Source organism: Microbulbifer maximicatervae (SeqCode), from assembly GCF_052467615.1.
In genome coordinates this window covers 397474-413377 of sequence record NZ_CP174319.1, presented here as the reverse complement: position 1 = coordinate 413377, position 15904 = coordinate 397474, and the positions used below count along the sequence as shown (strand labels likewise).

General features: G+C 46.9%; 11 protein-coding genes. 5 read left to right on the top strand and 6 right to left on the bottom strand.

The window, feature by feature from the left end; genetic code table 11:
- Window positions 1-229 precede the first annotated feature (229 nt).
- Together ACJJIM_RS01820 and ACJJIM_RS01815 are read left to right on the top strand one after the other, a co-directional pair.
- Window positions 230-2185, top strand: a complete 1956-nt coding sequence (locus tag ACJJIM_RS01820; protein WP_413664542.1) for a J domain-containing protein — start codon at window positions 230-232, stop codon at window positions 2183-2185.
- Window positions 2175-2867, top strand: coding sequence for a DUF1266 domain-containing protein (locus ACJJIM_RS01815; RefSeq protein WP_413664541.1), 693 nt, complete (start codon window positions 2175-2177; stop codon window positions 2865-2867). Before ACJJIM_RS01820 ends, ACJJIM_RS01815 begins: the two co-directional genes overlap by 11 nt.
- Window positions 2868-3000: 133 nt before the next feature.
- Here ACJJIM_RS01815 and ACJJIM_RS01810 read toward each other — a convergent pair whose 3' ends face one another.
- Window positions 3001-3381, bottom strand: a complete 381-nt coding sequence (locus tag ACJJIM_RS01810; protein ID WP_413664540.1) for a hypothetical protein — start codon at window positions 3379-3381, stop codon at window positions 3001-3003.
- Window positions 3382-4165: 784 nt separating this feature from the next.
- On the opposite strand from ACJJIM_RS01810, the gene gcvP reads away from it, so the two are divergent.
- A complete protein-coding gene (gcvP, locus tag ACJJIM_RS01805; RefSeq protein ID WP_413664539.1) occupies window positions 4166-7057 on the top strand; it encodes an aminomethyl-transferring glycine dehydrogenase in 2892 nt (963 codons plus the stop codon).
- 134 nt (window positions 7058-7191) lie between these two features.
- Entirely contained in the window at window positions 7192-7611 is a 420-nt protein-coding gene (locus ACJJIM_RS01800) for a zinc-ribbon domain-containing protein (RefSeq protein ID WP_444912195.1), read from the top strand.
- Between the two features lie 139 nt (window positions 7612-7750).
- On the opposite strand, the gene ACJJIM_RS01795 is transcribed toward ACJJIM_RS01800, so the two are convergent.
- From ACJJIM_RS01795 to purU, 5 genes are all read right to left on the bottom strand, one after another.
- On the bottom strand, window positions 7751-9082 hold the full coding sequence (locus ACJJIM_RS01795; protein WP_444912194.1) for a glycosyl hydrolase family 18 protein: 1332 nt from the start codon (window positions 9080-9082) through the stop codon (window positions 7751-7753).
- Window positions 9083-9183: 101 nt separating this feature from the next.
- The gene (locus ACJJIM_RS01790) at window positions 9184-11991 is read right to left on the bottom strand and encodes a TonB-dependent receptor (RefSeq protein WP_413664536.1); all 2808 of its coding nucleotides are present in this window, start codon (window positions 11989-11991) and stop codon (window positions 9184-9186) included.
- A gap of 380 nt (window positions 11992-12371) precedes the next feature.
- The gene (locus ACJJIM_RS01785) at window positions 12372-13103 is read right to left on the bottom strand and encodes an AraC family transcriptional regulator (protein ID WP_413664535.1); all 732 of its coding nucleotides are present in this window, start codon (window positions 13101-13103) and stop codon (window positions 12372-12374) included.
- An 87-nt stretch (window positions 13104-13190) separates the two neighbouring features.
- Window positions 13191-13607, bottom strand: coding sequence for a hypothetical protein (locus tag ACJJIM_RS01780; RefSeq protein ID WP_444912193.1), 417 nt, complete (start codon window positions 13605-13607; stop codon window positions 13191-13193).
- A 70-nt stretch (window positions 13608-13677) separates the two neighbouring features.
- On the bottom strand, window positions 13678-14517 hold the full coding sequence (gene purU / locus ACJJIM_RS01775; RefSeq protein WP_282934112.1) for a formyltetrahydrofolate deformylase: 840 nt from the start codon (window positions 14515-14517) through the stop codon (window positions 13678-13680).
- 83 nt (window positions 14518-14600) lie between these two features.
- Between purU and pepQ the strand changes: the two genes are divergently transcribed.
- On the top strand, window positions 14601-15902 hold the full coding sequence (pepQ, locus tag ACJJIM_RS01770; protein ID WP_444912192.1) for a Xaa-Pro dipeptidase: 1302 nt from the start codon (window positions 14601-14603) through the stop codon (window positions 15900-15902).
- Window positions 15903-15904: the final 2 nt, after the last annotated feature.

The following is a 15904-nucleotide window of genomic DNA, read 5'->3' as shown; positions in this document are numbered from 1 at the left end:
TATCCTTAACCTACATTTAAGAACTTCGATTTGCTTTAACTCGAACCTCTAGTCTGGCATTCTCACCCTTCACAATTAGAGCTTTCCAAACAATAGGATTAAAAGATTTAGGCAAGTTTTACAACTGCAATTGAAACAATAAATCAAAGTAGATAATTGAAACATGCTCCTGTAAAGCAAGACAGCGTTCGCGCTCATATTAAAATTTAATTCATTAAGGAAATATAAAATGAATTGCTGGGAAATCATAGGGATTCCTCCAACAGTCGATATAAAATCAATTAAACGTGCCTACGCTAAAAAGTTAAAAACTCATCGACCAGATGAAGATCCTGAGGGTTTCCAATCTTTACGAGCCGCCTTCGAAAAGGCCCTAAAAGAAGCCAAGCGGTATCAGCCTGATAAAGAAATCAACAGTATAGCCAAGAATTCATCAGTCCCTAACACTGAAGAATCAAACCAGACCGAAACGCGATCTTACTCATCGAGCACGCCCCGAGAACTTGATACCGACTACATTAAAGAGTCAATCAACTCCCTACAAGAAGCCACAAGCAAACTTTACGCAAATTTTAACGAGCGAATACAACTACCACTATGGCGAGATATTTTTGAGAGTGAAGATCTATGGAATATAGAAATAAAACAACATATATCCCTCTGGCTATTTAGCTTTATTGGACAAAACAGATTCATTCCAAAGGAAGTTATCGAATATCTAGAAAGCATTTTCTGCTGGCATGAAAATTTCACTTGGCTGAAACGAACCTTTACTGAAGAATATATTGATTACGTATTCAATAGAATAGTAACTTCCAAGTGGGGACTAAACTACAAGGGTATCACTTTTCCAGAACCCACTAACCTAAATACAATCGAAACCTACTTATCACAACGAGAACACTTAGAGTATCTTGTTATCAGCAAACAAGATAAAGACCGCGATGAACTGCTTAACGAAATTACCAATAATAATATCCAAGATCCAGAGTTATACCGATTACTATCCTCATTTTTTTTCAACGAGAAAAATTTACCTTTAGCTTTCAAATATGGGCACCAACTAGCAAAATGGGATACTACAGCTATAGAGGGCCCTCTCACTATTGCCGCCATTTATTACAAAGAAAAAAATTTCAAGAAGGCACTAGAAAGCTATGAGACAGCATTATCTATAGATGAAGATCATGATATTGCTTTAAAGGGCTTAGCAGCATGTTATTTAGAGTTTAACGACTTATTTTCCGCAAAGTGCCTATATGAACAAGTTTCAATACAGACACCCTTTGACCTTGAGGCTCGCATCCAGCTAGTTCGCATTAATCAATTATTGATTAAAGAGAACCGGATAAAACTATCGGATAACCCTGAAGATATCAGCGCTCAATTTAAAACAGCTGAAAGCTACATTGAAATTGGAGCATATAACGAGGCTATTCAATTTATACTTTCGATTGTAAATAAAGATACACCAACTACAGAGCATATCGGCGACTTGCACTATTTGTTAGGACTCTCCTACGAAGCCAATAACAAATCATCAGATGCGGAATCCCAATTTATTAGAGCCCTAGAGATTTCAGAAGAAAATGGAGGGAATGGTTACTATGCGCTGCTTAAACTAGGGGAGATTTACGTCAATCAAGATCTGCATGAAAAAGCCATAACCCTGCTTAAAAAAGCAGCAAGGTACAACCCAGAATCCGCAAAAGTATTCGAATTGCTTGCCAATGCTCAGCGCTGTTTAAATTTGAACGAAGAAGCAATGCAAAATATTAATCGCTCAATATCGCTGGACCCCAATGAATGGCACAGCTACTCCATTCGCTCACTACTCTTAATGTCTGCAGAAGACTACGACGCTGCAGCTCGAGATCTCAAGGTGGTTCTACGTTCAAAACATAATTTCGCTCTAGCCTGGTATCGCCTGGGCACCTGTCAAAACAAACAAGGCATTTATGATGAAGCAGTGGATTCATACGAGCGGGCTCTATCCTATAACACCAAACTCAAAAGTGCTGCACTAGAATGGATTGAAGTTGCCTGTAAGGTCGAAAATATTGGAAGTGCAGAGTTAGCAAAGGAAGCATTCCTCAATGCCGATGGAAGTCCAGAAGAAATTGCCGAATATATCAACAGTATTGAGAGCATAAAAAATAGAGGGGGTAGTGAACATGAACAATAATAGAGCTAACACTTACAATCCTGACAACCTATCAGATGCTCAACTTTGGGGACTAGGGGTCAGCTCTATCCTCACAGAAATGAATGGCCAACGGCATGACACACTTTATCAATCAGGTGCGAGAACTGAAAATGTGGTCACTAACCTTATACACATGATGAAGCGCGACTGGGGAATTGAGTCGCGCGAAGAATACCTAGACATGCTGAAATGGCTATCTAACGAAGGGCACAACCATTCCTACATGCAGATCCAAAATCATTTTAATGCACTATCAGAAAGCTCAATTAATGCACTTATAGACATATACTCCCACGATACCGACAAACAGAGCAGTTTTAAAATAGTTAAGAATTATCGCCACACATTAAGAGTCGGCGGGATTGGTGCCTGGGATGACGGCCGATATGTCTCTATTTGTCGCTGGGGAGCCACTACAGGGGTACTTACAGAAGAGGAATCCTGGGAAAAAATACACCGAGTAGCTTTGCGAGTCCAGAACTCCTATGATAGCTGGTATAGCTTTGGGTTGAGTTATATAGCTGGCCGGCAATATTGGCGAAAAGACACCTCCGAATTCTTCGCTAAAGATGCGATGAATATGATCAAAGGGCTCACCGGAGATCCTAACAGCCCTTGGAATTTATTAGACTGGAATTTAGATTTATCACAAAATTCTTAAGCTTACTTTAAGGTATAAACTGTAATAACATAAAAAATTGATCTGGCAGATCCCGATGAACACTGGAGCGTTCTGTCAGATCAAGTAACAGACACCATAAGTGAAATTCGCCATTTTTACCTATAAGTAATGTTCAATACTCCGTCCGATCGTGAGGACACCCAGTATATTCCCACCCCATGTCCTCAAAAGTATGTCGGATTTCATAATACAGGGTTTCAGGAAAATTAAAGGCACTGGGTTGGCCAGCAATTACATAATAAGCGAATGGAGGAGTGGGGCTTCCCGGAACAAAACCTAATTTAGCCAAGTCTTCCACCACCTTAACTCGGCGCAATTTTGCTATAGCCTGATGCTCTCCTTCCCTCAGGTAACCGGATGGATTCCCCTTAACTTCCTCTTCGGATAGATAATACTGTAAAGGCGTAACTTGATCGGCATTAACTCCCGTTACCCATTCGGCAGCTATTTTGTAACTTTCATCAACGGTAAACAATAATCCTCTACTTTCCACTGGGAACCTGCCTATGCAATCTAATAATTTCAGCAATGTTAGAACATATGAAGTGTTCACTTAATTCAAAAAGCAGATCAAACAGATATCCAAGTTGGAAATGCTCGTACTGCAACACAATTGCGCAGTTACCTTTCACAATAAACAATGGGACACTTCACTAAAAGATATATCCACTTCCCCACCTAGCCAGTCATATTCGTTGCCCCAAAAAGCTTACAACTCACTTGTACTACGAGTAGACCTCACTAAAGTTGCTTTAATGAATTCATCGACAATCTCTAAAGCAAGAATTTAACTACGCCCAACTAAATGGATCTCCAAGTGAAATGCTGGCGGAAAAGTTCGCTGCCTTCGAGGTAAGTAGAGCTGACTATCTATGAGCCCTATGGAATCTTTTCACACCACTTCCTAAGCACTCCTCGCCCTTATACGCATCACTCGCTTAGTTCAGCACAGTACAAAATCGCCTCAACCCCCATTTCACAGGATTAAACCTACTTTTTGGCCCCAAATTTAGCAGTTTCCTCGCTCAAATCCCGCAGATTGCCCCTACTCGCCCCGATTGCTAAGATGCGCGCCTGCCGCTATGGCCCGGCTTCCCCTTTGGTTCCGTATTGCGACACTGGGGCTGCCTGCAAACCGATTTTCCCAAGCGTTACCCTCGCCTATCCGCAACGCGGAGGCCCGAGGCTTTCCACAGGAAAAGCGGTACTGAGGCCAGGTGCTATTTTTAACCGCGAGCGCACCGCGACGACTCCCTGCGACTACAGGAACGAAGTTTATGACCCAACCATCGCTGCAGCAGTTGGAACAACACGACGCCTTTATCCATCGCCATATCGGCCCCGATGCCAAACAGGTAGAGGCCATGCTGGAAACCCTCGGAGTTGCCAGCCTCGAAGAGCTGATCGAGAAAACCGTGCCCGAAGCCATTCGCAAGACCGATGAGCTGGATCTGGCCGACGCGATCAATGAAGTTGAGGCCCTCGCAGAGCTGAAAGATATCGCGGCGCGCAACAAGATCTACCGCACCTTTATTGGTATGGGTTACCACGACACCATTACCCCCAATGTGATCCTGCGCAACGTGCTGGAGAATCCGGGTTGGTACACCGCCTATACCCCTTACCAGCCGGAAATTGCCCAGGGGCGCCTGGAAGGCCTGCTGAACTTCCAGCAGATGATTATGGACCTCACCGGCATGGAACTGGCCAACGCCTCCATGCTGGATGAAGGCACCGCTGCCGCAGAAGCCATGGCCATGTGTAAGCGCCAGGTCAAGCGCAACAAGTCCAACGTCTACTTTGTGGACCAGGACTGCCATCCGCAAACTATCGCCGTAGTTAAGACCCGCGCCGAACACTTCGGCTTCGAAGTCGTGGTCGGCGATGTGGAAAAAGATATTCCCGCCGAGCTGTTCGGCGCACTGCTGCAATACCCCGGCAGCACCGGCCGTGTACGCGACCTGAGCGATATTATTGCCAAGGTCCACGAAGCCAACGCCCTGGTAACCGTGGCCGCAGATCTGATGAGCCTGGTAGCCCTGCGGGCACCGGGTGATATGGGTGCGGACGTAGTCGTCGGCTGTAACCAGCGCTTCGGTATCCCCATGGGTTACGGTGGCCCCCACGCAGGCTTCTTCGCCTTCCGCGAAGCTTACAAGCGCTCCGCACCGGGTCGTATTATCGGCGTTTCCGTCGACAGCAAAGGCAAGCGTGCCCTGCGCATGGCTATGCAGACCCGCGAGCAGCATATTCGCCGCGAGAAAGCCAACTCCAATATCTGTACCTCCCAAGTACTGCTGGCGGTGATGAGCGCGTTCTATGCGATTTACCACGGCCCCGAAGGCCTGAAAACCATCGCTGCCCGCATCCAGCGCCTGGCAGATATTCTCGCTTCCGCCCTGCAGCAGGAAGGCTTCAATCTGGCCCACGACAGCTGGTTCGATACCCTGAATGTCACCGTTGGCGCCAAGCAGGAAGAGATTTACCAGCGCGCCCTGGCCGCTGAGATCAACCTGCGTAAAATTGGTGAAGACGCCCTGGGTGTGAGCCTGAGTGAGACCGCCACCCTGCAAGATGTGTCCGACCTGATCAATGCCTTTATCGGCACCGAACACAGCATCGATCTGCATACTCTGGACAGCGAAATTGCAAGCAAGGGCTCCCTGGGTGTACCCGCCTCCCTGGTGCGCGAAACTGAATTCCTAACTCACCCGGTGTTCAACACTTACCACTCCGAGACCGAGATGCTGCGCTATCTCAAGTCTCTGGAAGCCAAGGATATCGCCCTGAATCACTCCATGATTCCCCTGGGCTCCTGCACTATGAAGCTGAACGCCACCGCCGAGATGATCCCGGTCACCTGGCCCGAGTTCGGCAAGCTGCACCCCTTCGCGCCAGTAGATCAAGCGGAAGGCTACGCGGAAATGTTCCGCCAGCTACAGCAGATGCTGTCCGCCTGCACCGGTTACGATGCGGTGAGCCTGCAGCCCAACGCCGGTTCCCAGGGTGAATACGCAGGCCTGGTCGCTATCAAGAAGTACTTCGAAGCTAAGGGCGAAACCCAGCGCGACATCTGCCTGATTCCCGCCTCTGCACACGGCACCAACCCGGCATCCGCCATGATGGTGAGTATGAAAGTGGTTGTGGTTGCCTGTGATGATAAAGGCAATGTGGATATCGAAGACCTGAAAGCCAAAATCGAAGAGCACGGCGACCGCATTGCCGCACTGATGGTCACTTACCCGTCCACCCACGGGGTGTTCGAGGAAGGTATCCGCGAAGTTTGCGATCTGGTTCACCAGGCTGGCGGCCAGGTTTATATCGACGGTGCCAACATGAACGCCTTGATCGGCGTCGCAGCTCCGGGCCAGTTCGGTGGTGACGTATCCCACCTGAACCTGCACAAAACTTTCTGTATTCCTCACGGTGGCGGCGGCCCCGGTATGGGTCCGATCGCTGTTGGCGAGCATCTGAAGCCCTACCTGGCGGCCCACCCGGTGACTGAAGTACCGGAAACCAATCTGGATAACGGCACCATCTCCGCCGCTCCCTGGGGCTCCGCCAGCATCCTGCCGATCAGTTGGATGTATATCCGTATGATGGGTAAGCAGGGTATGAAGCAGGCTACCGAGATGGCGATCCTGAACGCCAATTACGTAGCCAAGAAACTGGGTGAACACTACTCCCTGCTCTACACCGGTACCAATGGCTTTGTTGCCCACGAATGCCTGGTTGACCTGCGCCCACTCAAGGAAGCCAGCGGCATCACTGAAGAGGATATCGCCAAGCGTCTGATGGACTTTGGCTTCCACTCCCCCACCATGTCCTTTCCGGTAGCCGGCACCCTGATGATCGAGCCTACCGAAAGCGAATCCAAGGGTGAGCTGGATCGCTTTATCGAGGCTATGGCGACAATTCGCCAGGAAGTGGAAGATGTCACCAGCGGTAAATACACCCCTGAGGACAACCCACTACACAATGCCCCTCACACTCTTGAGGATGTAATGAGCGGTGAGTGGACCCACAGCTACTCCCGGGATATTGCTGCACGCCCGGCGGCGTGGTTAAAAGAGCATAAGGTGTGGCCCGCTGCTAACCGTATCGACAACGTCTACGGCGACCGCAACCTGATTTGTTCCTGCCCTCCGATTGAGAGCTACGCTGAGTAAGATCTAACACTCTCACAGGTGGATTTAAAAGCGGGCTTAATGCCCGCTTTTTCGTTTTTATTAGGCCTATTTAACCTTCGCACCACCCGCAAAGCTTTCCCCTTTTCATCTCAATCAATGGTAAGGAACACCCAATGAAAAGCGGCAAACAAAGAAGAACCGAAATTAAGCAAGCTCGAAGAAAAAGAATAGAGAAGTTAAATAGAGGCAAGATCCTTGATCAGTTCAGTGGCCCCATTCCCGACTGGGCTATTGCGGTAGATAGGGCAGCAATTGTGCACCACTCTTACTACATTGATACTCCTCTCTACTACTTGGATCGAGAATTTCAATGTAAAGATTGTGGCTCAGATGAAGTATGGACGGCAAAGCAACAAAAATGGTGGTATGAAATCGCCAAGGGAGACTTTGAGACCTCTGCGATTCGTTGTCGCCCCTGTAGGAAAAAGAAAAACCAAGCGAAAGCAGAACAGAAAGCTCATATGGAAGCAATGGCAAAGAAAAAGCCACACCCCAATGAGGCCTTCTTTAAAAAGGGCTTTATTAAGGAATAGTATAGGTGCATCTGGTAAGAACCAGAAATCACTCCTTGGGAGCCGAGTATAAGGATTGTATTTCGGAGTGTTTACTACCCACTCCGAAATAGCTTTACTAAAGAAAATTAACTAAATCATAACTATCAATATTTTTGAACTACTTAAGGCAATTAGGAAGCGCTGAAGTACCTGGCCATATTGTAGAAAGGTAACTGCTAGAATCTTTAGTCACATTAAATATCATAGTGCCACCACCAAGGTTATTATTTTCATTACAGGAGGCCAAAGCACTTGCAGTAGATGCACCATTCATCACAGTGGAAGCTCCAACACCTAGCTTAGACTTATCAACACCCAGATTGATATATTTCTGGATTCGTGAAGTACAGCTTGAGCCCAACCAATAGCTCATCTCCCAACCATAAGTTAATTGGTCGCCCAGTTTCTTCCCATTCCATTCAGCCTGAAAAGCATCGGTATCACTCCAAAGTGCTTTAGAAATAATTTTGTTAGGCATCTTCTCTCGCAATGCACTAGTCACTTTTACCAAGGAGTCAGAATAGGTTTGGCTGCACTGTGAGTACTCATCATCAATATCAATACCATCCAACCCATACTGATCCACGGCATCTTTTAGCTGCTGAGCAAAGTCATCAGCGGACTGCTCATCGGCAAAACAGGACCAACCTGCATTTTGGTGATTTCCGAGAACGCTGAGCACCACTTTCGTACCCTTGTCTTGCAATTCTTGTACTGTACTCAAATTGTTATTGAGCAAGTCTGACACTTGGTCATTAAAATGCAGTACAGCTTTCTGACCATCGTAATTAACATTTGCCGCGAAGATCACAGCTATATCAAACAACTGGCTGCCATCGCTCTCTGTAAAGCAGCCTGCATTGCCCAGGTTATTACTATTAACTTCTACGTAAGCAACTTTAGGCGCTGACACACTTTCCTGAGGAGTATCAGATTTACACAGAGTTGAGCCCAGCTCACGGATTTCATTCTTACGTGAACCACACCCATACCCGCTGCCATCCATGGAGGCATTATCGGCAAGATTTGCAATTTCCCAGTCCCCCAGGATGGAACACAGCTCATCCTTATAGATTTGAGCCTCAAGATAGGTGACCGGGCTTGCATCAGTTGCACAGCTGCTTCCACTAACAACATGAGGCGCTGAAGGTTCGGATTTACACAATGTCATGGATAATTGGCGACTTTCATTACTCGTCAATTGGCAATTATTTCCCAGATGTTCTATTGAGGACCCGTCTGATAAACCAACCAAATCACCATTATTGAGAAGATCACAAAATTCATTAGGATAATTAAGCGCTTCAGAATAGCTTACTGTTGTAGTGTCCGAGGGACAGTCATCCGAATTGACCACTTCAATATCTGCGTATGCACCAGTCTGAAATAAAATGGTGGCACAAGCAGCCTGCATTGCTCTACGTGTCGATTGTTTCATATTTATGCTCATTTTTATTATGTGGTTATGTAAATTCTATAATCTAATATCGATAGTCAAAAAAAATGGTGTAGAGCTTACACTCTACACCCAATACTACGATCAACGAGGTATTAGAATTTATAGTTTGCACCAATATATAGTCTGCGCCCAGAGTAATTATAATAAGTCATTCTGTTTTCCTGCTTCCAGAACCCCTCTGCCTTTTCCTCCGTTAAATTAATGATAGATGCCGTGAAATTGAGGTTTTCATTAAAGGTAAAGCTGGCATTAAGATCAAGCTGCCCATAAGCTTTATCGTATAAATTATACCCTTGGTGAAGCCCCCCAGCTCGATCATCTTTCCAGTTATAAGATGCTCGCACACTGTACAAATCATTTTCATAATAACCGGAAAGATTGTACTGGTGCTTAGCCGTTCCAGGAATTTCTGCCTCAGTTTCTTCACCATTAACAAACACCCCTGAAGTACTGGTGTCGGTGTAGGTATAATTTGCCATTACACCAAAACCACTTTCGAACGCGTGTTGTGCAAACAGCTCAACGCCTCTTGAAGTTGCCTCAGCACCACCCGTTTTTGTGGTCATGTCGACTTCAATGGGTCCATTGCAGCAATTGTGCTCACGTAATACAACTTCAGTTGTGGTTATAGGAAGGTTGCTGATATCCTTACTAAATAATGTTGCCCCAAGTGCGGAAGCATCAAAGTAATACCACTCAATTCCCAGGTCGAATTGATTGGAAAGCATCGCTTCTAGCCCAGTATTTGCTGAAGTGCCAGTCCCACGGCCGGTCCAAGAATCCGGCGAGTTAATATTTACAGGGGGGCCATAAGACTCAGCCTGCCCCAAATCAGCATAACTAACTCGAGACATGGTTTTTGCTGCAGCAAATCGTATTACAAGGTCATCAGTTAGATCCCAGGCAATATTCAAACTTGGCAGGAAGTTTTCACTATCAGCACTTCGGTTATTTGCATTGGTGATATCTGTCTCTTGACCAATGATGTCATCGTACGTCGAGGTAGTTAAGTCGGTATTAACATAGCGGACACCAAAGTTACCCCGGAAGGCTTCCCATTCAAAATCTGCCTGTGCGTAAAGTGAAAATATTTTCTCCTCGATGGTATAGGTACCGGATAAGACAGGAACTACAGTCCGGGTAAAATTATCACTAACGTAGGCTTTAAGCGCATCTATATCAAAAGGCAGATAGTTAATAGCCCCGGTATCGCCTGCGCTATTATCGATTACGCTGCCGCCAAGTAAGATTGAAGTGTCTGGATGAAAATCCGGGTTGTGGAACCATTCGGTACCCGACAACCACCCACGATAACCACCGTTATCCGAAATACCGTCATCCCACAGGAAAGTATCTCTTAGGGACTTAGCTTCATGATCCCGATATTTAGTACCGACATAGATTTTGTTAACTATTCCCCAATTGGTATCAAATCCCAGGTCAAGCTGATAATAATCTTCTCTATCCCGATTTTGGGTAGCGTCAGAACTAAACCAGTCATAGTATGGATAGGCCTCCTGATCCGAGGTGAGATCTGTAGAGATTTCGTAGCTAGGTTCCCCGTCGGCAATAGACCACAGCCAACTATTTACGGAACCATAACGTGCATCCATATTTGCCATGATTCTTTCGGAGACACCTCCTTTTGCAGAGCTGCGCCCTATATTCACTGCTGCTGTGTAAGAGTCACCTTCATACAGAATTTCGAGGTCGAATGTATGAGATTCTGATTCACCGTAGCTATCCTGCCCGGTCAATTGCGGAGACATTAAACCTCGCTCTACCTCGACACCACCATTGACATCAGCATCGCCCCAGTTATCAGCATTTAGCAGGCCGTTATCACCGTTGCCATAGGTAACTACGGTATCCCCTTCCAGCTCAACGCCAAAGTAGGGGTTATGGTTATCATTCCATTCAGCTAAGGTGAGATTCTGACTACGGGTATCGTACCCTAACTGGGAACCGAAATAGTTCAGAGAAAATTCCAAGCGCTCAGTTGGCCGCCATTGAGTAGTAATTTGATAACCATCCCTGGCCCTATCCTGCTCATGATTACCAATACCCATAGCCCTGGGCGCCCAAACATTGTTGTAAACTTCACCAGTTTCCTGGTCAACAATTGCCGGACGCTCAGCACCTTCAACTGTATCTGAATGGAATCGCCAATGGCTCGCGTAGTTTTCAATTGAGGTTACGGTTCTGTCCTGCTTGGTATAGCCAGCCAGGATACCAAAGGTTTCACTCTCATTTTTCCAGGAGTAAAAAGCACTATATTGAGGCTCCCACTGCTCATTAGTATCTGAGTAAGTGGTTTCAGTAGTTATAACACCCTCACCAGAATCCATTTCCAGAGGCTTACGACTGTGTAGAATAACCGTTCCGCCAATTCCTCCTTCATCAATTCTAGCTTCCGGGCTTTTGTAAACTTCTACTTTGCTAATCATGTTGGATGGCAGCAAAGTGTAATTAAAGCTTCGAGATGGCGCTTCTCCATCAGAGGTTGCAATGTAGTTTCCATTTAACTGAGTCAAGGTCCACTCGGCACTGGTGCCACGAATACTGACTCGACTACCCTCTCCACCACTGCGTGTAATTGTGATCCCTGGCACGCGCTGAAGAGAGTCTGCAACATTCTTATCCGGGAACTTGCCCACATCCTCGGCGGTTATCGCGTCTACAATAGCATTAGAATCCCGCTTAATTTCCAGGTTTCTGGTATTACTCTCAAGAATTCCGATTACCTCAATATGATCCATCGGTTTGTCTTTCTCAGAGATATCATCAGCAATCGCCACGCTACTAATGGCTAATGAAATAGCGGAGACTAGCGATTTCTGCTTAATCTCCCGGCTCCAGATTTTGACCGTGGTTCGTCTATTATTCTTGACTGTTTTCATAGTATCCCAACTTTCTTTTCTTATAAGTTTTTTAAAAGAGCCCCTCTCCAAGTTGGAGAGGGGCGAGAAACCGTCAGGGGACCCTAAACCCCGTAATGACAGTCCACTTGTTGAGCACTAAAACCCTAAGAAAAAAACGGGATAAGGGGGTAATAGAAACTGAGACAGGAATAGAACAAAATCGGCGTTTGGAATTTTGGAGGACACTAAGGGAAAGGTATTAGAAGGTATGAAAGGACAAAATTCGATTATGGATTTACAGGATATTCAACAAATAGATAAACTATATTTAAAGAGAAGAAAGCCAGCACCAAACCATTTCAACAAAAAACTTCTATTGATTATCCATCTCTAAGTAGTTCAGGAATGGCCTATCGCATTCAAAGTTGAGACTGGACTTCTTCTCTATAAATAGCGGGAAGCTGCCCAAACATGGTCTTGAAATGTCTACTGAAGTAACTGTGAGATGGAAATCCGACACGGTATGCGATTTCAGAAATTGGCCGCTGAGTATCCACCAGCATACGACGAGAGTTCTCTAACCTAACCTCCCTGACAAACTGCATTGGAGTTTTCTCCAAATACTTTTTAAATCGCCTCTCAAGTGCGCTAACAGACAAACTGGCCACCTCTGCTAGCTGTTCGACAGTAATCGGCTGGCTGTAATTATTTTTAATATATTCAACAGGCTTTTTCAGCTTATCCATTCTGGAGAGCGTTTTGACCGTCTCATTAAGATCGCGAGCTACGCCATAGGTACCAATAATTTTTCCAGTGGAATTCTTTAGTGGGCGCTTGGATGTCGTAAACCAAACCAACTCCCCACTTTTCCCTATATTTAACTCCAGTCGATCTGTAATCGTTTCACCCTCCATCACTCTTTGGTCATCACGCATATAGTTTTTTGCGAGATAAGAGGGGGAAAAATCCATATCAGAGCGGCCCACAACCTGATTAAGGGACCTGCATCCCACATGCTCAATAAACTCTCGGTTACAATGTACTACGTAACCAGAATCATCTTTCACCCAAAAAATAATATCTGATATTAAATCAAAAACCGCAATAATCTGCTGGGTAGACACCATTTCCAATATTGATTCAGACTTCATTATTATTATCTGCAATAGCTGGTAAAGAGCCCCTGTCTTTTTACATCGGCTTGAATTACTGCACAGGTCTAGCAAGCAGAAAAGACACTAAAAAGCGCCTTCTCGGCACTCTCCCCGCACCTCACCCCCATCTGCAGAAATAACCCGTTCAATTTCAAAATAGCCACGCTCACAGAAACCGGTTTCCAACATCTTTTGTTCGAGAGCCCAATCTAAATAAAGCTCTACACGGTCACTTGAACGGCCTCCCAAACCGATAGTATCCCGCTGCATTCGACGTTGAGAACTAGGCTGGTTTGAAACTGGGGGAGGAAGATCCTGTCGATCCTTCTCAAGAGTAAATGTAAAACGCTTAGCTCCGTTTTGAGCAATCTTAGTTACAAACGACTCTTTCATTCCGGGAATCGGCTTGTTACTGGAACAGGCACTGAGAAAAATAGGTAACGCTAGGCCAGCGGCAATAAATAAGCGGGCCTGAAAACTGCTAATATTTTTATTATTCACTCAAAATCCTCTCTAAACACTAACCTGCTTTACTACATCGAGCGCAAAGTTAGTATTGTTTACTGCGTTTCTATTTAAATACCACTGTTTTATTTCCGTGTATAAACACTCGCTCCTGCAAAACTAGTTGCAGCGCTCGAGTCAAAACCAATTTTTCGACATCCCTACCTGCATCCGCCATGGTTTCTGCAGAATAGGCATGATCCACATGTATTACATCCTGTTCAATGATCGGCCCTTCATCCAGATCATCGGTAACAAAGTGCGCTGTGGCTCCAATAATTTTTACTCCACGCTCGTAGGCCTGCTGATAGGGCTTGGCTCCGATAAATGCGGGCAGGAAAGAATGGTGGATGTTGATAATGCGTCCACTATAGCGAGCAACAAAATCAGGGGTCAGCACGCGCATATACTTGGCCAGCACCAGATAATCCGGGTTGTACTCATCCACTAAGGTGGCCACTTGCTGCTCGTGAGCTCCGCGCTCCATCCCCTCTGCAGAAATACAGTGGAAAGGAATATCAAACTTCTGTACCAGCCCCTCCAGATCCGGGTGATTGCCGATAACAGCCGCGATCTCCACATCCATAGCGCCGGAATAGCACTTCATCAGGATATCCCCCAGGCAGTGGGGCTCGCGGGTAACCATCAGCACCAGGCGTTTCTTCCGCTCTATGGATACCAAGCGACGCTCTGCGCCCTGGGGCAGTGTCATATCCAGATCTTCCAGGAAGGTGGCATCGTTAAAGATACCCTCCAGGGCAGTGCGCATAAAGAAGCGCCCCTCAACCCGGTCCACGAACTCATCATTCTTGATGATGTTCAGCTGGTGCTTGTAGCAAATATTGGTAATCTTTGCGATCAGCCCCTTATCATCGGGGCAGTCGGTCAGCAGTATCTTCTTTTCCATGGTCAAATTTCAGGCCAAATATCCAGAGTCCAGACTATACACTATGCCGACTTTACGATTCAGCGATCCATTCCGGGGAGAACATGGATAAAAACCTTTACGCCGATCATATGGCCACCCTGTGCCGCCGCTACGACGAAATCCTCGAGCAGAGCGGGTTTGATACCCTCAACGTATTCAGTGGCGCTCCCAGGGTGCAGTTCCTGGACGATAACTATTACCCGTTCAAGGTGAATCCCCACTTTAAGGCACTGGTTCCCATTACCGACAACCCCCACAGCTGGGTTATCTATCAGCGCGGACAAAAGCCAAAGCTTTTGTTCTACCGTCCAGTAGACTTTTGGCATTATGTACCGCCGGCACCCCAGACCTTCTGGAGCGATTTCTACGATATCGAGCTACTGAGCAAGCCGGCCGATGCCCAGGCGTTCCTGAGCTCGGAGAATGCCGCTTTTATCGGTGAGAGCGACAAGCTGCAAGGCTGGTCACTGGGGGAGGAAAATCCGGAGCTTCTGATCAACCGCTTGCACTGGGCCCGCGCTTATAAAACGCCTTATGAGGTCGCCTGCCTGCGTGAGGCGAACCGTATTGCGGTCAATGGGCACCGCGCCGCCGAACAGGCTTTCCGCAGTGGCGCCAGTGAATTTGAGATCAATCAAGCCTACCTGGGCGCTGCTGGCCAGGGCGAGAACCGTATGCCCTACGGCAACATTGTTGCCCTGAATGAACACGCCGCAATCCTGCACTACACCCACCTGTCTACTGAGCGGCTGCCTGAGCCGCAGCTGAAAAGCTTCCTGATCGATGCGGGTGCTGACTGCAATGGCTACTGCTCTGATATCACTCGCACCTACGCCTATGCCGATAATGAGTTCGCAGAGCTGGTAACGGCCATGGATGAAAAGCAGTTGCAGCTGGTAGACGGCCTCAAACCTGGCCTGCCTTACCCAGAACTACATCGCCAGTGCCACTTAAACGTGGGCGAGCTGTTGGCCCAATTTGGCATAATCAAAACCTCTGCCGAGAATGCCGTGGAATCCGGATTAACTCGCCCCTTCCTGCCACACGGCTTGGGTCACTTCCTCGGCCTCCAGGTACACGATGTCGGCGGTCACCAGACCGGCCCCGATGGAGGCACGACACCCCCACCGGCCAAGTACCCATTCCTGCGTACCAGCCGAACTATCGAGGAGAACCAGGTATTTACCATCGAACCTGGACTCTACTTTATCGATAGCCTATTGGGAGAGCTAAAAGACTCAGACCTCGCTGCCGAGGTTAACTGGGATAAGGTCGACAGCTTCCGCCCCTACGGCGGCGTGCGTATTGAAGACAATATTGTCGTACACGCAGCCGGCAACGAAAACCTTTCTCGCACCCCTTAGTT

Excerpts from the sequence above, each read along its gene's own strand:
- ACJJIM_RS01820 (WP_413664542.1), top strand. The coding sequence starts at position 230 with ATGAATTGCTGGGAAATCATAGGGATTCCTCCAACAGTCGATATAAAA.
- ACJJIM_RS01815 (WP_413664541.1), top strand. The coding sequence starts at position 2,175 with ATGAACAATAATAGAGCTAACACTTACAATCCTGACAACCTATCAGAT.
- gcvP (WP_413664539.1), top strand. The coding sequence starts at position 4,166 with ATGACCCAACCATCGCTGCAGCAGTTGGAACAACACGACGCCTTTATC.
- ACJJIM_RS01800 (WP_444912195.1), top strand. The coding sequence starts at position 7,192 with ATGAAAAGCGGCAAACAAAGAAGAACCGAAATTAAGCAAGCTCGAAGA.
- ACJJIM_RS01795 (WP_444912194.1), bottom strand. The coding sequence starts at position 9,082 with ATGAGCATAAATATGAAACAATCGACACGTAGAGCAATGCAGGCTGCT.
- ACJJIM_RS01790 (WP_413664536.1), bottom strand. The coding sequence starts at position 11,991 with ATGAAAACAGTCAAGAATAATAGACGAACCACGGTCAAAATCTGGAGC.
- ACJJIM_RS01785 (WP_413664535.1), bottom strand. The coding sequence starts at position 13,103 with ATGAAGTCTGAATCAATATTGGAAATGGTGTCTACCCAGCAGATTATT.
- purU (WP_282934112.1), bottom strand. The coding sequence starts at position 14,517 with ATGGAAAAGAAGATACTGCTGACCGACTGCCCCGATGATAAGGGGCTG.
- pepQ (WP_444912192.1), top strand. The coding sequence starts at position 14,601 with ATGGATAAAAACCTTTACGCCGATCATATGGCCACCCTGTGCCGCCGC.